Origin of the sequence: Streptomyces sp. NBC_01750 (assembly GCF_035918095.1) — a bacterium.
In the GTDB taxonomy this organism is placed as follows: Bacteria; Actinomycetota; Actinomycetes; order Streptomycetales; family Streptomycetaceae; genus Streptomyces.
Window position 1 is genome coordinate 6,908,369 of record NZ_CP109137.1, and the last position, 20,426, is coordinate 6,928,794.

Consider the following 20,426-nt stretch of genomic DNA (forward strand, 5'->3'; position numbering starts at 1 on the left):
ACGCGGCCTCGTCAGGGAGGTTTCAGAACATGAACATGCGTATGCGTCGTGCCGCCGTAGCCGTAGCCGCCACCACGATGGCTGTGTCCCTCGCCGCGTGTGGCAGCGCCAAGGAGTCGGGCGACAAGACCAAGGAGAGCGGAGCCGCCAAGGGCGACGCGATCACGATCGGCCTACTCCTCCCGGAGAACCAGACCGCGCGCTACGAGAAGTTCGACAAGCCGCTCATCGAGAAGAAGATCAGCGAGCTGACCAACGGCAAGGCCAAGGTCGTCTACGCGAACGCCAAGCAGGACGCGACGCTGCAGAACCAGCAGGTCGACACGATGATCACCAACAAGGTCGACGCGCTGATCGTCGACGCGGTGGACTCCAAGGCCATAGCCGGCTCGGTCAAGAAGGCCAAGGACGAGGGCATCCCGGTCGTCGCCTTCGACCGTCTCGCCGAGGGTCCGATCGACGGCTACACCTCCTTCGACAACGAGGAGGTCGGCCACGTCCAGGGCAAGGCGCTCCTCGAGGCTCTTGGCGCCAAGGCCAAGGACGGCCAGATCGTGATGATGAACGGCGCGATCACCGACCCGAACGCCAAGCTGTTCAAGAAGGGCGCCAAGGCCGAGCTCGACGGCAAGGTGAACGTCGGCCGCGAGTACGACACCAAGGAGTGGAAGCCGGAGAACGCCAACGCCAACATGGAGGCGGCGATCACGGCTCTCGGCAAGGACAAGATCATCGGTGTCTACTCGGCCAACGACGGCATGGCGGGCGGCATCATCACCGCCCTGAAGGCCGCCGGCCTCGCCAAGCTCCCCCCGGTCACCGGCCAGGACGCCGAGCTGGCGGGCGTGCAGCGCATCGTCGCGGGTGAGCAGTTCATGAGCGTCTACAAGCCGTACGCGCCCGAGGCCGCGGCCGCCGCCGAGATGGCCGTGGCGCTCGCCAAGGGCGAGAAGCTCGACTCCATCGCCAAGTCCAAGACGGACAGCCCGACCGCCAAGGGCATCCCGTCCGTGCTCGTCCCGGTCGTCTCGCTGACCAAGGACAACATCAAGGACACCGTCGTGAAGGACGGCGTCTACACCGTCGCCGAGATCTGCACCCCGAAGTACAAGGCCGCCTGCGACGCACTCGGTCTGAAGTAAGTCTCCCGAGCGCTACGGGACTTACGCACCCACGAAGCCTGTCCGGCGTCCCGCCCCACTCCAGCCCCCGCCAGCGGGGCGGGGCGCCGGGCAGAAACGCTTCTCCCCTCTGTTCGTTTCTGCTCAACCTCCGCGCCCGTTCCCCCGGCGCGGCATCCCCGCCGGTCAGGCGGCGAAGGAGATGGTTCACGTGTCCGCTACGCCCGTGTTGGCGTTGCGCGGGGTCTCCAAGCGATTCGGTGCCGTTCAGGCGCTCACCGACGTAGAGCTTGAGGTCCACGCCGGTGAAGTGGTCGCCCTGGTGGGCGACAACGGCGCCGGAAAGTCCACGCTGGTCAAGACGATCGCCGGCGTGCATCCCATCGATGAGGGCGTCATCGAGTGGGACGGCAGCACCGTCCAGATCAACAAGCCGCACGACGCCCAGAACCTCGGCATCGCGACCGTCTACCAGGACCTCGCGCTCTGCGACAACATCGACGTCGTCGGCAACCTCTACCTCGGTCGCGAGATCCGCAAGCGCGGCATTCTCAACGAGGTCGAGATGGAGCGCCGCGCCCGCGAGCTCCTCGACACGCTGTCGATCCGCATCCCGAGCGTGCGTATCCCGATCGCCTCGCTCTCCGGTGGCCAGCGGCAGACCGTGGCCATCGCCCGTTCGATGCTCGGTGAGCCGAAGCTCGTCATCCTCGACGAGCCGACCGCGGCCCTCGGTGTCGAGCAGACCGCCCAGGTCCTCGACCTCGTCGAGCGGCTGCGCGAGCGCGGTCACGCGGTGATCCTCATCAGCCACAACATGGCCGATGTGAAGGCCGTCGCCGACAAGGTGGCAGTGCTCCGCCTCGGCCGTAACAACGGCGTCTTCGAGGTCAGAACCACCTCTCAGGAAGAGATCATCTCCGCCATCACCGGTGCCACGGACAACGCCGTGACCCGCCGTGCGGCGCGCACCACGGAGGTTCAGAAGTGAACACCGAAAAGACCTCCGCCCACACCGACGCGCCGGTCGTGAACCCGGAGGCCGCCCACGACGCCGTCACCGCGGTCGACCCACGGCTGCTGGTTCGCGAGCAGGGCTTCGCCGGTTACATCTCGGAATTCAAGCGCAAGCTGCACGCCGGCGACCTCGGGTCCATCCCCGTCGTCATCGGCCTGATCATCATCTGCGCCGTCTTCCAGAGCCTGAACTCGAACTTCCTCTCGGCGAAGAACCTCAGCGACATCTCCGTCGCGATGGTCGCCACCGGCATGATGGCCGTCGGCATCATCTTCGTACTGCTGCTCGGTGAGATCGACCTGTCGGTCGGTTCGGTCAGCGGTGTGTCCGGAGCCATCGTCGCTGTGCTGACCGTCACCCACGGGATGAACGAGTGGCTGGCGGTGGTCGTCGCGATCGCCAGCGGCGCGGCCATCGGTGCGATCCACGGTTTCTTCTTCGCCCGGATCGGCGCACCCGCGTTCGCGGTGACACTGGCCGGCCTGCTCTTCTGGCTGGGCTTCATGCTCCAGCTGCTCGGCGACAACGGCACCATCAACCTGGACAGTGACGGGGTCGTCGGCAAGCTGACCACGTACTACTTCTCGGACGTTGCCGCCGCCTACGGTCTCGCCGCGGTCGCCGTGGCCGGGTTCTTCCTCTCGGCCTTCCTCGACAACCGCCGCCGCGAGGCCGCCGGCGTCCCGTCCAGGCCGCTCGGCGACATCGTGCTCCGTACGGCGGTGCTCGGCGTGATCGCCTTCGCCGCCGCTGTCATGTTCAACCAGTACCGCGGCCTGCCGCTGGCGCTGGTCCTCTTCTTGGTGGTCCTGGTGGTCACGGACTTCGTGCTCCGCAGGACCACGTACGGCCGCAAGATCTTCGCACTCGGCGGCAGCGTCGAGGCCTCCCGGCGTGCGGGCATCAACGTCACGGCGGTCCGTGTCTCGGTCTTCGCGATCGCGGGTACCTTCGCCGCCGTCGGCGGACTGTTCTGGGCCTCCAAGATCGCGGCAGCCAACCAGAGCGCCGGTGCCGGTGACCTTCTGATGAACGTCATCGCGGCGGCCGTCATCGGCGGTACCAGCCTGTTCGGCGGACGCGGACGGACCTGGAACGCCCTGCTCGGTGTGATGGTGATCGTCTCGATCCAGTACGGACTGTCGCTGCAAGGCATCGCCACCCCGATCCAGTACATGATCACGGGTGGAGTGCTGCTGGCCACCGTGGTGATCGACTCCGTCACCCGGAAGACCCAGAAGACCGCGGGCCGCGCCTGACCGCAGCTCCGCAGGAGTGCCCGGCACCGTCGCGGTGCCGGGCACCTCTGTGTGTTCACCCGATTGCGTGATGTACATCGCACCGCCCGGCGACCGGCGTCGCGGACGGAACATTAGACTCGACGGACCGGCAAGCTAGACCGCACAACTGCAAGGAGGCACGGGTGGCGCTGCTGACCCGCATCACGGGACCGCGCGATCTGGATCGGCTCAGCCCGGAGCAGCTGGACGAGCTCGCCGCCGAGATCCGGACCTTCCTCGTGGACGCCGTCTCCAAGACCGGCGGACACCTCGGTCCCAACCTCGGCGTCGTTGAGCTGACCATCGCTCTGCACCGTGTCTTCGACTCTCCGAAGGACAAGGTTCTCTTCGACACCGGCCACCAGAGCTACGTGCACAAGCTGCTCACGGGCCGTCAGGACTTCTCCAGGCTCAAGATGAAGGGCGGCCTATCCGGCTACCCGGCGCGTGCCGAGTCCGAGCACGACATCATCGAGAACTCACACGCCTCGACCGTGCTCGGCTGGGCCGACGGCCTTGCCAAGGCCAACGAGGTACTGAAGAAGGACGACCACGTCGTCGCCGTCATCGGCGACGGAGCGCTCACCGGCGGCATGGCCTGGGAGGCGCTGAACAATATCGCGGCCGCCAAGGACCGCCCGCTGGTGATCGTCGTCAACGACAATGAGCGCTCGTACGCCCCCACCATCGGCGGCCTCGCCAACCATCTCGCCACGCTCCGTACGACCGACGGCTACGAGCGTTTCCTGGCCCGCGGCAAGGACATCCTGGAGCGCACCCCCGTCGTCGGGAGGCCGCTCTACGAGACCCTGCACGGCGCCAAGAAGGGCCTCAAGGACTTCATCGCCCCGCAGGGCATGTTCGAGGACCTCGGCCTCAAGTACGTCGGCCCCATCGACGGCCACGACATCGAGGCCCTGGAGTCCGCGCTCGCCCGCGCCAAGCGCTTCGGCGGACCCGTCATCGTCCACTGCCTCACCGAGAAGGGTCGGGGCTACCAGCCCGCCCTCCAGGACGAGGCGGACCGCTTCCACGCCGTCGGCAAGATCCACCCCGACACCGGACTGCCGATCGCCTCCTCCGGTGTCGACTGGACCTCGGTCTTCGGCGAGGAAATGGTCAAGCTCGGCAAGGAGCGCGCGGACATCGTCGCGATCACGGCGGCGATGCTGCAGCCGGTCGGTCTCGACAAGTTCGCCAAGGCCTTCCCCGACCGGGTTTACGACGTCGGCATCGCCGAGCAGCACGGTGCGGTCTCCGCGGCCGGCCTCGCGACCGGCGGACTGCACCCCGTCTTCGCCGTGTACGCCACCTTCCTCAACCGCGCCTTCGACCAGGTGCTGATGGACGTGGCCCTGCACAAGTGCGGCGTGACGTTCGTACTCGACCGCGCGGGCGTCACCGGCACCGACGGCGCCTCGCACAACGGCATGTGGGACATGTCGATCCTGCAGTGCGTGCCCGGCCTGCGGATCGCGGCTCCGCGCGACGCCGACCAGGTCCGCGCCCAGCTGCGGGAGGCCGTCCAGGTCGATGACGCGCCGACCGTGGTGCGCTTCTCCAAGGGCGCGGTCGGCCCGGCCGTGAAGGCTGTCGGCAAGGTCGGCGGCATGGACGTGCTGCGCCACGCCGACGCGGACCGGCCCGACGTCCTGCTCGTCTCCGTGGGCGCGCTCGCACCGATGTGCCTGGAGATCGCCGGCCTGCTGGACGCGCAGGGCATCTCGACCACCGTCGTCGACCCGCGCTGGGTCAAGCCGGTCGACGAGGCGCTCGCGCCACTCGCCGAGCAGCACCGCGTCGTCGTCACCGTCGAGGACAACAGCCGGGCCGGCGGCGTCGGTTCCGCCGTCGCCCAGGCGCTGCGCGACGCGGGAGTCGACGTACCGCTGCGCGACTTCGGCATCCCGGCGCGCTTCCTCGACCACGCCTCCCGCAAGGAGGTCATGGCGGAGATCGGCCTGACCGCACCGGATATCGCCCGTCAGGTCACCGGTCTCGTCTCCAGGTTGGACGGCCGGTTCGACACCGAGGCGGTCGAGCCCGCCCGCGACTGACCTGTAGCGCCGAAGGGCCGGTTGGTTCACCCTGTATGGGTGGTCCGACCGGCCCATTCGCGTGAAATCCACCCGTACGGAGCCCTCTCGGACCGCCAATGTCTCAATCATGGCGTTCACGACGAGTGCGTGGAGGTACGCCGGTGAGTACGCAGCAGGACACTGGGCCATCCGGAAAGGGCTTGTTCCGGACCAAGACGGTCGAACAGTCGATCCGTGATACCGAAGAGCCGGAGCACGCGCTAAAGAAATCCCTCTCCGCCCTGGATCTGACGGTCTTCGGGGTCGGCGTCATCATCGGCACCGGCATCTTCGTTCTCACGGGCAAGGTGGCCAAGGAGACGGCGGGTCCCGCGACCGCCCTCGCGTTCGTGGCCGCGGGCATCGTCTGTGGCCTCGCCGCGCTCTGCTACGCCGAGTTCGCCTCCACCGTCCCGGTGGCGGGATCGGCGTACACCTTCTCGTACGCCTCGCTGGGTGAGCTGGTCGCCTGGACAATCGGCTGGGACCTGGTCCTGGAGTTCGCCCTCGGCACGGCGGTGGTGGCGGTCGGCTGGTCGGGCTATGTCCGCTCGCTGATGGACAACGTCGGCTGGCACCTGCCCGCCACGCTCTCCGGGCCCGATGTGGCGGTGGGATTCGGCTTCGACCTCCTGGCCTTCGTGCTGGTGTTGATTCTCACGGTCATCCTGGTGCTCGGTATGAAGCTGTCCGCGCGGGTCACCGCGGTCGTGGTCGCCATCAAGCTGGCCGTCGTCATGATCGTGATCGTCGCGGGCCTCTTCTTCATCAAGGCCGACAACTACTCGCCCTTCATCCCCAAGGCCCAGCCACAGCCCGCCGGGGCGGGACTGGATGCCCCGCTGGTTCAGCTGATGTTCGGCTACGCGCCCACCAACTTCGGCGTCATGGGCATTTTCACCGCCGCCTCCGTCGTCTTCTTCGCCTTCATCGGCTTCGACGTGGTGGCCACCGCCGCAGAGGAGACCAAGGTCCCGCAGCGGGACATGCCGCGCGGCATCCTCGGTTCGCTCCTCATCTGCACAGTGCTCTACGTCGCCGTGTCGCTCGTGGTCACCGGCATGCAGCACTACACCGAAATGTCGGTGAGCGCCCCGCTCGCCGACGCGTTCAAGGCCGTCGGGCACCCCTTCTACGCCGGCATCATCAGCTTTGGCGCCGCGGTCGGACTCACCACGGTGTGCATGATTCTGCTGCTCGGCCAGACCCGGGTGTTCTTCGCGATGAGCCGGGACGGGCTGCTGCCGCGGTTCTTCTCCGTCACGCACCCGCGCTTTCGCACGCCCTACCGGCCGACCATCCTGCTCGGTGTGATCATCGCGATCATCGCGGGCTTCACCAGCATCAACGAGCTCGCGACGCTGGTGAACATCGGCACGCTCTTCGCGTTCGTCGTCGTCGCTCTCGGCGTGATCGTCCTGCGCCGCACCCGGCCCGAACTGCACCGTGCCTTCCGCACCCCGTGGGTGCCGTTCGTTCCGATTCTCTCGGTGGCCGCCTCGGTCTGGCTGATGCTCAATCTGCCGGCCGAGACCTGGGTGCGGTTCGCCGGCTGGATGATTGTGGGCTTCCTGGTGTACGCCCTGTACGGCCGCAGCCACAGTCGTCTCAGCCGCCTCGGCCCCGAGTCCGAGTACTAGGGCGGACTCGGCGCCATCTGCCGGGCCCGTTCCGCCCGGCGCCGTTCTGCCCGGCCCCGTACGTCCTGCAACGGCAACGGCAGTGACTGCGGGGCCGGACGCCGTGCGGGGGCCGGACGCTGTGCCTCTCCGAGTGGGGACGAAGCGTTGCGCTATGTCCGATTGCCCTACGGCTGAAGGGTCCGCGGGCCCACGCACTTTGCGCCGTACGCCTCGACCCGCCGGCACAGCTCCCGGTCGGCCGTGACGACGACGCAGGCCCGGTCCGCCTCCCGCTCCGCAACCAGTTCCACGATCCGGTCGTCGCCGCTGCCGGGCGCCGACTCCACGCGCACTCCGGGGACGGACTCCACGCCCTTGGCGGCGCCCTCCACGACGAGCACCGTCTCGACGGGACCTGGCCACCCCGGAATCCCCTCACCGGCATGGCGGACGAGCCGGTCCCTGAGCCGCTCGGCCGCTCCGCGCCGGTCCCGCCACCAGCCGTCGGGCACCGAGCCGACCACATTCGCCCCGTCGACGATCACCAGCGTCCGCATATCATCAGGATGACAGGCCGTCGGACAGACGGCAGCCCCGGCACCGAAAGACGGTGCCGGGGCTGCCGGGGCTCGCGATCAGGCGTTACGCCGGGACGCTCGCCACACCCTGCGCCAGGAACGTCTTGCCGTTCACACGCTCGGAAACACCCTCGCGGTCCAGGTACGGCGTGATGCCGCCCAGGTGGAAGGGCCAGCCGGCGCCCGTGATCAGGCAGAGGTCGATGTCCTGGGCCTCGGCCACGACACCCTCCTCCAGCATCAGGCCGATCTCCTGCGCCACCGCGTTCAGGACGCGGTCGCGGGTCTGCTCCTCGGTGAGGACGACATCGCCCTGCTTGAGGAGCGCTGCGACCTCCGGGTCCAGCTCCGGCTTGCCGGAGTCGTAGACGTAGAAGCCGCGCTTGCCCGCCTTGACGACCGCGGCCAGGTTCGCGGAGACCGTGAAGCGCTCCGGGAAGGCGCGGTTGAGGGTCTCGGAGACATGCAGGCCGATCGCCGGGCCCACCAGCTCGAGCAGGACCAGCGGCGACATAGGCAGACCGAGCGGCTCGATGGCCTTCTCGGCGGTGGCCACCGGGGTGCCCTCGTCGATGACGTTCTGGATCTCGCCCATGAAGCGGGTGAGGATGCGGTTCACGACGAACGCCGGGGCGTCCTTGGTGAGAACCGCGGTCTTCTTCAGCTTCTTCGCGACACCGAAGGCGGTGGCGAGCGACGCGTCGTCCGTCTTCTCACCGCGGACGATCTCCAGCAGCGGCAGGACCGCCACCGGGTTGAAGAAGTGGAAGCCGACCACACGCTCCGGGTGCTGGAGCTTGGAGGCCATCTCGGACACCGACAGCGAGGAGGTGTTGGTGGCGAGGATCGCGTGCGCCGGGGCGACCGCCTCGACCTCCGCGAACACCTGCTGCTTGACGCCGATCTCCTCGAAGACGGCCTCGATGATGAAGTCGGCGTCTGAGAAGCCCTCGGCCTTGTCCAGCACACCGCTGACCAGACCCTTGAGGCGGTTGGCCTTGTCCTGGTTGATACGGCCCTTGCCGAGCAGCTTCTCGATCTCGGCGTGGACGTAGCCCACACCCTTGTCGACGCGCGCCTGGTCGATGTCGGTCAGAACGACCGGCACCTCGAGGCGGCGCAGGAAGAGCAGAGCCAGCTGCGAGGCCATCAGACCGGCGCCCACGACGCCGACCTTGGTGACCGGGCGGGCCAGGGACTTGTCCGGGGCACCGGCAGGGCGCTTGCCGCGCTTCTGCACCAGGTTGAAGGCGTAGATGCCGGAGCGCAGTTCGCCACCCATGATCAGGTCGGCGAGAGCGGTGTCCTCGGCGTCGAAGCCGGCCTGCAGGTCACCGCTCTTGGCCGCCTCGATGATCTCCAGCGCGCGGTAGGCGGCCGGGGCCGCGCCGTGCACCTTGGAGTCGGCGATGAAGCGGCCCCGCGCGACGGCCTGGTCCCAGGCCTCGCCACGGTCGATCTCCGCGCGCTCGACGGCGATCTCGCCCTTGAGGATGGACGCGGTCCAGATCAGCGACTGCTCCAGGAAGTCCGCGCCCTCGAAGATCGCGTCGGCGATCCCGAGCTCGAAGACCTGCTTGCCCTTGAGCTGCTTGTTCTGGTTGAGCGAGTTCTCGATGATCACCGAGACCGCGCGGTCCGCGCCGATCAGGTTCGGCAGCAGTGCGCAGCCGCCCCAGCCCGGGACGAGACCGAGGAAGACCTCGGGCAGCGAGAAGGCGGGGATCGCCTTGGAGACGGTGCGGTACGAGCAGTGCAGACCGACCTCGACACCGCCGCCCATCGCCGCGCCGTTGTAGTACGCGAAGGTGGGGACGGCCAGCGCCGAGAGGCGCTTGAAGACGTCGTGGCCGCCCTTGCCGATGGCGAGCGCGTCCGAGTGCTGCTTGAGCAGCTCGACGCCCTTGAGGTCGGCGCCGACGGCGAAGATGAACGGCTTGCCGGTGATACCGACGCCGACGACCGCGCCCTCGGCCGCCTCCTTCTCGACCTGGTCGATGGCGGCGTTCAGGTTCGCCAGCGACTGGGGGCCGAAGGTGGTCGGCTTGGTGTGGTCCAGGCCGTTGTCCAGCGTGATGAGGGCGAATTTGCCCGCGCCGGCCGGGAGGTCGAGGTGGCGTACGTGCGCCTGTGTGACGACCTCGTCGGGGAAGAGCTCCGCGGCGCCCTTCAGGAGTTCGGTGGTGCTCACTTGGTGCCTCCGTCGAAGTGCGGGTTCTCCCAGATGACCGTCGCGCCCATGCCGAAACCGACGCACATGGTGGTCAGGCCGTAGCGGACGTGCGGCTGCTCCTCGAACTGGCGGGCCAGCTGCGTCATCAGGCGGACACCGGAGGAGGCCAGCGGGTGGCCGTACGCGATCGCGCCGCCGTACTGGTTGACGCGCGCGTCGTCGTCAGCGATGCCGTAGTGCTCGAGGAAGGCCAGCACCTGGACGGCGAAGGCCTCGTTGATCTCGAACAGGCCGATGTCGTCGATCGTCAGACCCGCCTTGGCGAGGGCCTTCTCGGTCGACGGTATCGGGCCGTAGCCCATGACCTCGGGCTCGACACCGGCGTACGCGAACGAGACGAGCCGCATCCTGACCGGCAGGCCCAGCTCGCGCGCGACGTCCTCGGAGGCGAGGAGGGAGGCGGTGGCGCCGTCGTTGAGACCGGCGGCGTTACCGGCGGTGACCCGGCCGTGCGCGCGGAAGGGGGTCTTCAGGCCCGCGAGCGACTCCAGGGTGGTACCCGGACGCATCGGCTCGTCGGCCGTTGCCAGGCCCCAACCGGTCTCGCCCGCTTCGGCGTTGGTGCGACGTACGGAGACCGGCACCAGGTCCTGCTGGATCTTGCCGTTGGCGTACGCCTTCGCGGCCTTCTCCTGCGAGCGCACGGCGTACTCGTCGGTGCGCTGCTTGGTGATGGCCGGGTAGCGGTCGTGCAGGTTCTCGGCGGTCATACCCATGAAGAGGGCGGACTCGTCGACGAGCTTCTCGCTCACGAACCGCGGGTTCGGGTCGACGCCCTCGCCCATGGGGTGACGGCCCATGTGCTCGACACCGCCGGCGATCACGACGTCGTAGGCGCCGAAGGCGATGGAGCCGGCAGTCGTCGTCACGGCGGTCATCGCGCCCGCACACATGCGGTCGATGGAGTAGCCGGGGACGGACTGCGGCAGACCCGCGAGGATGCCCGCGGTGCGGCCGAGGGTGAGGCCCTGGTCGCCGATCTGCGTGGTCGCGGCGATCGCGACTTCGTCGATCTTGGCGGGGTCGAGGTCCGGGTTGCGGCGCAGCAGCTCCCGGATCGCCTTCACGACGAGATCATCGGCCCGGGTCTCGTGGTAAATGCCCTTCGGGCCCGCCTTGCCGAACGGGGTGCGGACGCCGTCGACGAAGACGACGTCCCTGACGGTACGAGGCACGATGGCTCTCCTCCAGGGTGCGGGATGGCACTGCTGCGGGCACGCGCCTAAGCGCGCGCTTCCTCCGCTCATGCTACTTGCGGGTAACCACCCTGCCCACCCCCTGCGCCGGGAGCGGCGAACGTCACACGGAGGGGGCGGGTCCCCGCCCCCTCCCGCGCACCTCGAACGCCTGCGGGAAATCAAGCCCGTCAGGCCCTTGAGGACACGCCCGAAGGGTGTACCCGGTGGTCCGGGGGCGGCCCCCGGACACGGGGAAGGGCGGGTGGAGACCCGCCGCAGGCGGCGGCCGGGAGGAGCCCGGCTAGGCGGGCGTCGCGGTCAGCGCATGCGCAAGGAGCGGGGCCACCTGTTCGATCTGCCAGGCGCGCGCCCCATGGCCGGCCAGCGCCTCCGCCACTGCGGCCACCGTGTGCTCGGCCGGCGGCTCCCAGCAGACCCGGCGCACCGTGTCCGGCGTGATCAGGTTCTCCTGCGGCATGTTGAGCTCCTCCGCGAGTGCGGAGACGGCGGCGCGCGCCGCGGAGAGCCGGGCCGCGGCCGCCGGGTCCTTGTCCGCCCAGGAACGGGGCGGCGGCGGACCGTTCAGAGGCTGGCCGGGCTGCGGCAGCTCCGCGTCGGGCAGCGCCTTGGCCCGGTCCACGGCCGCCTGCCACTGCTCCAGCTGACGCCGCCCCATCCGGTGGCCGAAGCCGGGCAGCGCGGTCAGCGCATGGAGGTTCACCGGCACCGCGAGCGCCGCCTCGATGATCGCGGAGTCGCTCAGCACCTTGCCCGGCGAAACATCACGCCGTTGCGCGACCGTGTCGCGGACCGTCCACAGTTCGCGTACGACCGCCATCTGACGGCGGCGGCGCACCTTGTGCATCCCGGAGGTACGACGCCAGGGGTCCTTGCGCGGCGGGGCCGGCGGTGCCGCGGCGATCGAGTCGAACTCCTCGCGGCTCCACTCCAGCTTGCCCTGCCGGTCCAGCTCCTTCTCCAGCGCGTCGCGCAGATCCACCAGCAGCTCCACATCGAGCGCGGCGTAGCGCAGCCAGGGCTCGGGCAGCGGGCGGGTTGACCAGTCGACGGCCGAGTGACCCTTCTCCAGGGCGTAGCCGAGTACGGACTCGACCATCGCGCCGAGGCCGACCCGCGGGAAGCCCGCAAGCCGCCCGGCCAGCTCGGTGTCGAAGAGCCGGGTCGGGATCATGCCTATTTCGCGCAGGCACGGGAGGTCCTGGGTTGCCGCGTGCAGGATCCACTCCGTACCGGCGAGGACCTCGCCGAGCCCCGAGAGGTCGGGGCAGCCGACGGGATCGATCAGCGCGGTGCCCGCGCCCTCGCGCCGCAGCTGCACGAGATAGGCGCGCTGGCCGTACCGGTAGCCGGACGCGCGCTCGGCGTCGACGGCGACGGGGCCGGTGCCCCTGGCGAAGGCGTCGATCACTTCGGCGAGGGCATCGTCGCTGGCCACCACGGGTGGAATGCCTTCGCGGGGCTCCAGCAAGGGAATCGGCGCCGGTTCGACGTCGTCCGGGGGAGCGCCCCCGGTGGTTCGCAGTGCTGTCTCTGCTGCGGTCTCTTGGGCGTCGGTCACGTGTCAAGGGTATCCGTCAACGGACGGCGCCCGTCGACGGAACGTTCCGTCGACGGGCACGAAGAAATGTAGAGGGGTCAGTGAATGATGCCGGTGCGCAGCGCGACAGCCACCATTCCGGCCCGGTCCCCGGTGCCGAGCTTGCGTGCGATACGGGCCAGGTGGCTCTTGACGGTCAGTGCGGACAGCCCCATCGAGACGCCGATCGCCTTGTTGGACTGGCCTTCGGCGACCAGGCGGAGCACCTCGACCTCGCGGCCGGAGAGCTCGCGGTAGCCGCCCGGGTGGCTCGGGGCACCCGGGGGGCGGCGGTGCATCCGGCCGGCCGCGGAGCCGATGGGGGCGGCTCCGGGACGGGTCGGGTGCCCGATGTTCGTACGCGTGCCGGTGACGACATAGCCCTTGACACCGCCGGCGAGGGCGTTGCGCACGGCGCCGATGTCGTCGGCGGCGGAGAGGGCGAGGCCGTTGGGCCAGCCCGCGGCTCGGGTCTCGGACAGCAGGGTCAGCCCGGAACCGTCGGGCAGGTGGACGTCGGCCACGCAGATGTCGCGCGGGTTGCCGACGCGGGGACGGGCCTCCGCGATGGACGACGCCTCGATCACGTCACGTACTCCGAGGGCCCACAGGTGGCGGGTGACGGTGGAGCGGACGCGCGGGTCGGCCACGACGACCATGGCCGTCGGTTTGTTCGGGCGGTAGGCGACCAGGCTTGCGGGCTGCTCGAGAAGAACGGACACCAGGCCTCCTGGGAAGGTGCGGGACGGAGCCGGCTCGGGGAGGAAGCCGGGGCGAACCGTGCTTGAAGGGTCACGAACCTCTTCGGCACCAAACCCGTCCGCCTTTAGAGAATGATCACGATTTGGTGAGTAACAATTGGGGCAATTCGGACGCGTGATCGATCATCCTACGAGTGAGCCCGTCCGTAGCACAGAGCACGTACGCATCACGAGCAACAGAGCACCTGCGCAGCACGAGCGACAGGAGGACCGAGCGGTGACTCCGGGACCCAGTCTCGCGGGTCGCGCCCCGGTCCTGGACTACGGCTGCTGCGGACCGCGCCGCTGCGGCAGCGACACCACGCCCGTCGCCGAGTCCGCCGCACCGGCCGACGACGGTGGCAGCCCGGCGACCTGACAGAGCAGATCGCACCAGGCCGCGAAGTGTGCCGCCGAGTCCGGAACTCCGCCGGCACCTTCCCTCGGCGTCCACGAGGCCCGGATCTCGATCTGTGTGACCGGATGCCGGTCGGAGAGTCCACCGAAATAGTGAGACCCCGCGCGGGTGACGGTGCCGCTCGGTTCCCCGTACGACAGACCGCGCGCCTCCAGAGCACCCGTCAGCCACGACCAGCAGACCTCGGGCAGCAGCGGATCGGCCGCCATCTCCGGCTCGAGTTCCGCGCGGACGAGGGTCACCAGCCGGAAGGTTCCCTGCCAGGCGTCATGGCCGGCCGGATCGTGCAGCAGGACGAGCCGGCCGTCCGCCAGATCGTCGTCGCCGTCGACGACCGCCGCCTCCAGGGCGTACGCATGCGGAGCGAGGCGCTGCGGCGGGCGCGTCGGGTCCACCTCGATCTCGGGTCGCAGCCGTGTGGCCCGCAGCGCGTCGACCGCCTGCCGGAACGCGCGCGGGACAGTATTCCCCTCCGCGCCGTCCGTGTCGTCAGCGCCGTTGGAATGATCGGAAAAATGTCCCTGAGCCGCAGCCATGCGGGGAAGAGTAGGCGGAACGGGGGCTTCGCGCAGGGAGGGACACCCGGCCCGGGGCGGCCACTTCAGGTGTACGTGCGAAGATTCTGGGCGTGAGTGCCAATGACCTTCCCTTGACTCGAGGCGCCGCCCGAGCCGGGGACACCCCCTCCTCGGGCCAGCCGACCAAGACGTACGACTCCGCTTTCCTGAAGGCGTGCCGCCGTGAGCCGGTGCCGCACACACCGGTCTGGTTCATGCGGCAGGCGGGGCGCTCACTGCCCGAGTACCTCAAGGTGCGCGAGGGCACTCAGATGCTCGAGTCGTGCATGCAGCCCGAACTGGTCACCGAGATCACGCTGCAGCCGGTGCGTCGGCACAAGGTCGACGCCGCGATCTACTTCAGCGACATCGTCGTACCGCTCAAGGCAATCGGCATCGACCTCGACATCAAGCCGGGCGTCGGCCCGGTCATCGCCGAACCGATCCGCACCCGCGCGGACCTGGCGCGGCTGCGTGACCTCACGCCGGAGGACGTCCAGTACGTCACCGAGGCGATCGGGATGCTCACCGGCGAGCTCGGCCAGACTCCGCTCATCGGTTTCGCCGGTGCGCCCTTCACCCTCGCCAGCTATCTCGTCGAGGGCGGTCCCTCGCGCAACCACGAGCACACCAAGGCGCTGATGTACGGCGACCCGCAGCTGTGGGCCGACCTGCTGGACCGCCTCGCCGAGATCACCTCCGCCTTCCTCAAGGTGCAGATCGAGGCGGGCGCGAGCGCCGTGCAGCTCTTCGACTCGTGGGTGGGCGCGCTGGCCCCCGCCGACTACCGGCGCTCGGTGATGCCCGCCTCGACAAAGGTCTTCGAAGCGGTGGCCCCGTACGGCGTCCCGCGCATCCACTTCGGCGTCGGCACCGGCGAACTCCTCGGCCTGATGGGCGAGGCGGGCGCGGATGTCGTCGGCGTCGACTGGCGGGTCCCGCTGGACGAGGCAGCCCGCCGGGTCGGCCCGGGCAAGGCGCTCCAGGGCAACCTCGACCCCGCGGTCCTCTTCGCCACCCGGGAGGCGGTGGAGACGAAGACCCGCGAGGTCCTGGAGGCGGCGTCGGGCCTGGAGGGACATGTCTTCAACCTGGGCCACGGTGTGCTGCCGACGACGGACCCGGACGCGCTGACGCGCCTCGTGGAGTACGTCCACGAGCAGACCGCCCGGTAGGGCGTGTTGTAGAAGTCCCTCCCCCCGGACGCGGTCCGGGGGGACCCCAGCCCCGCGACCCCTGGCGCGCACACTCATGATGTTGATTGCTTGATTGCTTGATTGCTTGATTGCTTGATTGCTCGGGGCTCGGGGCTCGGGGCTCGGGGTCCGGGGCGGAGCCCTGGGTCATCCCGCCTCGCGGACGGCGGACACCGCCTTGCGCGCCGCCACCAGGACCGGGTCCCAGACCGGGGAGAACGGCGGGGCGTAGCCGAGGTCCAGGGACGTCATCCGTTCCACCGTCATCCCTGCGGTCAGCGCCACCGCCGCGATGTCCACGCGCTTCGCCGCGCCCTCGCCGCCGACGATCTGGACGCCGAGCAGGCGGCCCGTACGGCGTTCCGCGAGCATCTTCACCGTCATCACGGCGGCTCCCGGGTAGTAGCCGGCGCTGTTCGTCGACTCGATCGTGGTGGTGACGTACTGCAGGCCCACCGCGCGGGCGTCCTTCTCGCGCAGGCCGGTGCGTGCGATCTCCAGGTCGCAGACCTTGCTGACGGCCGTGCCGACGACACCCGGGAACGTTCCGTAACCGCCGCCCACGTTGGAGCCGATGATCTGGCCGTGCTTGTTCGCGTGCGTGCCCAGTGCGATATGGCGTTCGCGGCCCGAGACCAGGTCGAGGACCTCCACACAGTCGCCGCCCGCCCAGATGTTCTGGTGGCCGCGCACCCGCATCGCCAGATCGGTGAGCAGGCCGCCGTACACACCGAGCGGCAGGCCCGCGGCGCGGGCGAGCGTCGTCTCCGGCTCGACGCCGATGCCGAGGACCACCACATCCGCCGGGTACGAGGCGGACTCCGTGGCGACCGCCGACACCCGGCCGTCCTCGCCCGTGAGGACCTTGGTGACCGCCGCACCTGTCACGGTCGTGATGCCCAGACCGTCCATCGCCTCGTGGACCAGGCGGCCCATGTCCGGGTCGAGCGTGGCCATCGGCTGCTCGCCGCGGTTGAGGACGGTCACCTCGTAGCCGCGTTTCAGCAGTGCCTCCGCCATCTCGACGCCGATGTAGCCGGCACCCACGACGACCGCGCGACGACCGCTCGTAGCGGCGAGAGTGTCCAGCAGTGCCTGGCCGTCGTCGAGGGTCTGCACCCCGTGGACTCCCGGTGCGTCGATGCCCGGCAGCGCGGGACGGGTCGGACGCGCGCCGGTCGCGATGACCAGCTTGTCGAAGCCCGTCCAGGAATCGGTGCCGGCTTCGAGGTCGCGGGTGCGCACACGCTGCCCGGCGACGTCGATCTCCGTTACCTCCGTACGCATCCGCAGCTCGATTCCGCGTGCACGGTGCTCGTCAGGTGTACGGGCGATCAGATGGTCGCGCTCCGGCACATCACCGCTGACCCAGTACGGAATCCCGCAGGCCGAGTACGAGCTGAAGTGCCCGCGCTCGAACGCGACGATCTCCAGTTCCTCCCGGCCCTTGAGCCTGCGTGCCTGCGATGCGGCGGACATGCCCGCCGCATCGCCTCCGATGACCACCAGTCGCTCCGCTGCCATGGAGAACACGCTACGGGGGAGCGGCGGTTCAGTCCTGGCCGGGCCCGTGCACGGGCAGCGGCGCCGGCTGCGGGGTCTCCGGCGTGGGGCGCTTCGGCAGACGGGGCCGTATCACCCAGCGCCACACGGCGTACAGCAGAGCGAACGCCGCGACCCATGGAGCGACCGCCGCGATCGCGATCCCGATCCACAGCGCCGCCGTCACCAGCGCGTGCCAGCCGCCGCCGAGCGCGTCCAGGAAGCCGGGGCCGTCGTCCTCCGCCTTCTGCCCCTTGTTCTCGTTCTCGGAGAGCGACAGGGTGATGGTGGCCAGCGTCGTACGGTCCCTGAGGGCGGCCTGCTGGGCTAGCAGCGACTCCAACTCCGCCTGTCGGCTGCTCAGTTGCCCCTCGAGCGTGACCACGTCGCTGAGCTTGTCGGCCCGGTCCATCAGCGCCCGTACGCGGTTCACGCTGGCCCGCTGCGTCGCTATGCGGCTCTCGACGTCGACGACCTGGTCGGTCACGTCCTTGGCGTCGGCCTTGCGGGAGAGCAGCTTTCCCGCTCCGGCGAGCTCGGCGAGGACCGCGTCATACTTCTCCTGCGGGACGCGCAGGACGACGTGCGAGGTCACATGGGTGTCGTCGATCCGTTCGGTGGTCTCGCCTGCGACATGGCCGCCGGCGTTCTCGGCCGTCCTGCGGGCCGCGGCGAGCGCCTTGGGGGCGTCCTTGACCTCCACATCGAGCTCGGCCGTGCGGATGATGTGGGCCGGAGCCAGGGAGACCGGCCGCTTCGGCGGCGCGTTCCGGGCGCCGGGCACCGACTCGTCGGCCTGATAGCCGCCGCCCTTCGCGTCCCCCGCCGCGGGCTTCGCCGCCGACGTGTCGTCCTGGGCGGATCCGGCGTCGGCCCCACTGCACCCCGCGAGGGCGAGTGAAGCGGTGAGAAACAGTGCCGCGACCGTACGACGTGCACGCATACAGGCCCCCCGGGGACAGGTGGTGAGTGTCGCCGGTTCGACGTTCGATGCCGCGCCGGGGGTTGCCCCTTTCCGGTCCCGAAGCGGTCACGGTCAGGACTCGTTACGGGTCTGAGAGAGTTGCTTCATGAACGCGCACACACATACGGGTCATGTCGTCGTCATCGGAGGCGGCATCGCCGGCCTCGCGGCCGCGCACCGGCTGCTCGACTCCGGTGTGCGCGTCACCCTCCTCGAGGCCACCGACCGGCTCGGCGGCAAGCTGCAGACCGGCGAGATCGAGGGTGCCCCCGTCGATCTCGGCGCCGAGTCGATGCTCGCCCGCCGCCCCGAAGCCGTCGAACTGGCCCGCGCCGTCGGCCTCGCCGACCGGCTCAGGCCGCCCGCCACCTCCACCGCCTGCGTCTGGACCCGCGACGCGCTGCGCCCGATGCCCAAGGGCCATGTGATGGGCGTGCCGGGCGACCCGGCGGCGCTCGCGGGACTGCTCTCCGCGGACAGCATCGCCCGTATCGAGCGGGAACCGGACCTGGCGCCCGTGGAGCTCGGCGACGATGTCGCCGTCGGCGCGTACGTCGCCGAACGCCTCGGCCGCGAAGTCGTGGACCGGCTGGTCGAACCGCTGCTCGGCGGCGTGTACGCGGGAGACGCGTACCGCATCTCGATGCGCGCCGCAGTCCCACAGCTCTTCGAGGCGGCGAAGACCCATGAATCGCTGCTCGCTGCCGTACGGGACATCCAGGCGAAGGCAGCGCAGCAGCATTCAGCCGGCCCGGTGTTCATGGGCATCGACGGCGGCGTGGGGCAGCTGCCGCCCGCCGTCGCCGACGCCGTGCGCGCGCAGGGCGGCGAGATCCTCATGGAGACGCCCGTCCTCGGGATGACCCGCACTGCCGAGGGCTGGCAGATCCGCACCGACCAGCGGCTCATCGCCGCCGACGGTGTGGTGCTCGCGACCCCCGCCTGGTCCGCGGCCGCGCTGCTCGCCGCCGAGTCACCGGCGGCCGCCGCGGAGCTCGGTCAGGTCGAGTACGCCTCCATGGCCCTGGTCACCATGGCCTTCCGCCGTGCGGACCTGGCCGGGCTGCCGGAGATCAGCGGTTTCCTGGTGCCGCCCGTCGACGGCCGCACCATCAAGGCGTCCACCTTCTCCACCCGCAAGTGGGCGTGGGCCGACGAGAGTTCCCCCGACCTCTTCGTGCTGCGCACCTCCATCGGGCGGTACGGCGAGGAGGAGCATCTGCACCGCGAGGACGCCGAACTCGTCGGCGTATCGCTGCGCGACCTCGGTGAGGCGACAGGACTCGCCGCCGGACCGGTGGCCACCGAGGTGACCCGGTGGATCGGCGGACTGCCGCAGTACCCCGTCGGGCATCTCGCGCGCGTCGCCCGGATCCGCGACGAGGTCGCCAAGCTGCCGGGGCTCAGGGTCTGCGGCGCGGCGTACGACGGCGTCGGCATCCCCGCCTGCATCGCCGGCGCGCAGCGCGCGGCCGACGAGATCATCGCCACGTCCACCCTGGTGCGAGGCACCGGGGACGACGCGGGAGAATAGCCACATGACTGCACCGGAAAAGATTCCCAACGCGGGGAAGAAGGCGAAGGACCTCAACGAGGTCGTCCGCTACACCCTGTGGTCCGTCTTCAAGCTGCGCGATCTCCTCCCCGAGGACCGCGCCGGCTACGCCGACGAGGTCCAGGAGCTGTTCGACCAGCTCGCCGCGAAGGACATCACCGTGCGTGGCACGTACGACGTGTCCGGTCTGCGTGCCGACGCGGACGTCATGATCTGGTGGCACGCGGAGACCGCGGACGAGCTCCAGGCGGCGTACAACCTCTTCCGGCGCACCAAGCTGGGCCGCGCGCTCGAGCCGGTCTGGTCGAACATGGCGCTGCACCGTCCCGCCGAGTTCAACAAGTCGCACATCCCGGCCTTCCTGGCGGACGAGACGCCGCGCGACTACATCAGCGTCTACCCCTTCGTGCGCTCCTACGACTGGTACCTGCTGCCGGACGAGGACCGTCGCCGGATGCTCGCCGATCACGGCAAGATGGCCCGCGGCTTCCCCGACGTGCGCGCCAACACGGTCGCGTCGTTCTCGCTCGGTGACTACGAGTGGATCCTGGCCTTCGAGGCCGACGAGCTGTACCGCATCGTCGACCTGATGCGTCATCTGCGCGCCTCCGAGGCGCGGATGCACGTCCGTGAAGAGGTGCCGTTCTACACCGGCCGCCGCAAGTCCGTCGCCGATCTGGTGGCCGGACTCGCCTGAAAAACATGGTGGCCGGGCCCGCGCGGAGCGGGCCCGGCCATCCCCGACCCGG

16 protein-coding genes are annotated in these 20,426 nt (G+C 69.7%); 8 read left to right on the plus strand and 8 right to left on the minus strand.

The window, feature by feature from the left end; all coding sequences use genetic code 11:
- Positions 1 to 29 precede the first annotated feature (29 nt).
- From OG966_RS31045 to OG966_RS31065, 5 genes are all read left to right on the plus strand, one after another.
- Complete coding sequence (locus OG966_RS31045) at positions 30 to 1,142, plus strand: sugar ABC transporter substrate-binding protein (RefSeq protein ID WP_326653286.1); 1,113 nt, start codon at positions 30 to 32, stop codon at positions 1,140 to 1,142.
- A 181-nt stretch (positions 1,143 to 1,323) separates the two neighbouring features.
- Positions 1,324 to 2,112 carry an ATP-binding cassette domain-containing protein gene (locus OG966_RS31050; RefSeq protein ID WP_326653287.1) on the plus strand — a complete coding sequence of 263 codons (789 nt, stop codon included), beginning with the start codon at positions 1,324 to 1,326 and terminating at the stop codon, positions 2,110 to 2,112.
- Positions 2,109 to 3,398 carry a sugar ABC transporter permease gene (locus OG966_RS31055; RefSeq protein ID WP_326653288.1) on the plus strand — a complete coding sequence of 430 codons (1,290 nt, stop codon included), beginning with the start codon at positions 2,109 to 2,111 and terminating at the stop codon, positions 3,396 to 3,398. The genes OG966_RS31050 and OG966_RS31055 overlap by 4 nt, the downstream gene beginning before the upstream one ends.
- Positions 3,399 to 3,562: 164 nt before the next feature.
- Positions 3,563 to 5,476 (plus strand): 1-deoxy-D-xylulose-5-phosphate synthase, encoded by a 1,914-nt coding sequence (gene dxs, locus OG966_RS31060; protein ID WP_326653289.1) that lies wholly within the window; start codon positions 3,563 to 3,565, stop codon positions 5,474 to 5,476.
- A gap of 143 nt (positions 5,477 to 5,619) precedes the next feature.
- Positions 5,620 to 7,137: an amino acid permease gene (locus OG966_RS31065; protein WP_326653290.1), complete on the plus strand. Its 1,518-nt coding sequence runs from the start codon at positions 5,620 to 5,622 to the stop codon at positions 7,135 to 7,137.
- 167 nt (positions 7,138 to 7,304) lie between these two features.
- Here OG966_RS31065 and OG966_RS31070 read toward each other — a convergent pair whose 3' ends face one another.
- From OG966_RS31070 to OG966_RS31095, 6 genes are all read right to left on the minus strand, one after another.
- Positions 7,305 to 7,676 (minus strand): NTP pyrophosphohydrolase, encoded by a 372-nt coding sequence (locus OG966_RS31070; RefSeq protein ID WP_326653291.1) that lies wholly within the window; start codon positions 7,674 to 7,676, stop codon positions 7,305 to 7,307.
- A gap of 85 nt (positions 7,677 to 7,761) precedes the next feature.
- Complete coding sequence (locus OG966_RS31075; protein WP_326653292.1) at positions 7,762 to 9,888, minus strand: 3-hydroxyacyl-CoA dehydrogenase NAD-binding domain-containing protein; 2,127 nt, start codon at positions 9,886 to 9,888, stop codon at positions 7,762 to 7,764.
- Positions 9,885 to 11,105 (minus strand): thiolase family protein, encoded by a 1,221-nt coding sequence (locus OG966_RS31080; RefSeq protein ID WP_326653293.1) that lies wholly within the window; start codon positions 11,103 to 11,105, stop codon positions 9,885 to 9,887. Before OG966_RS31080 ends, OG966_RS31075 begins: the two co-directional genes overlap by 4 nt.
- Positions 11,106 to 11,409: 304 nt before the next feature.
- On the minus strand, positions 11,410 to 12,687 hold the full coding sequence (locus OG966_RS31085; protein ID WP_326653294.1) for a ribonuclease D: 1,278 nt from the start codon (positions 12,685 to 12,687) through the stop codon (positions 11,410 to 11,412).
- A 77-nt stretch (positions 12,688 to 12,764) separates the two neighbouring features.
- Positions 12,765 to 13,427, minus strand: coding sequence for a helix-turn-helix transcriptional regulator (locus OG966_RS31090; protein ID WP_326653295.1), 663 nt, complete (start codon positions 13,425 to 13,427; stop codon positions 12,765 to 12,767).
- A gap of 300 nt (positions 13,428 to 13,727) precedes the next feature.
- Positions 13,728 to 14,399, minus strand: coding sequence for a DUF3000 domain-containing protein (locus OG966_RS31095; protein WP_326653296.1), 672 nt, complete (start codon positions 14,397 to 14,399; stop codon positions 13,728 to 13,730).
- A 113-nt stretch (positions 14,400 to 14,512) separates the two neighbouring features.
- On the opposite strand from OG966_RS31095, the gene hemE reads away from it, so the two are divergent.
- Positions 14,513 to 15,595, plus strand: coding sequence for a uroporphyrinogen decarboxylase (gene hemE, locus OG966_RS31100; protein WP_326655440.1), 1,083 nt, complete (start codon positions 14,513 to 14,515; stop codon positions 15,593 to 15,595).
- A gap of 168 nt (positions 15,596 to 15,763) precedes the next feature.
- Here hemE and OG966_RS31105 read toward each other — a convergent pair whose 3' ends face one another.
- Positions 15,764 to 17,140, minus strand: coding sequence for an FAD-dependent oxidoreductase (locus tag OG966_RS31105; RefSeq protein ID WP_326653297.1), 1,377 nt, complete (start codon positions 17,138 to 17,140; stop codon positions 15,764 to 15,766).
- Between the two features lie 28 nt (positions 17,141 to 17,168).
- Positions 17,169 to 18,101 (minus strand): DUF4349 domain-containing protein, encoded by a 933-nt coding sequence (locus tag OG966_RS31110; protein WP_326653298.1) that lies wholly within the window; start codon positions 18,099 to 18,101, stop codon positions 17,169 to 17,171.
- A gap of 127 nt (positions 18,102 to 18,228) precedes the next feature.
- On the opposite strand from OG966_RS31110, the gene hemG reads away from it, so the two are divergent.
- A complete protein-coding gene (gene hemG, locus OG966_RS31115) occupies positions 18,229 to 19,656 on the plus strand; it encodes a protoporphyrinogen oxidase (RefSeq protein ID WP_326653299.1) in 1,428 nt (475 codons plus the stop codon).
- Between the two features lie 4 nt (positions 19,657 to 19,660).
- A complete protein-coding gene (hemQ, locus tag OG966_RS31120; protein WP_326653300.1) occupies positions 19,661 to 20,374 on the plus strand; it encodes a hydrogen peroxide-dependent heme synthase in 714 nt (237 codons plus the stop codon).
- The last annotated feature ends 52 nt before the right edge of the window (positions 20,375 to 20,426 follow it).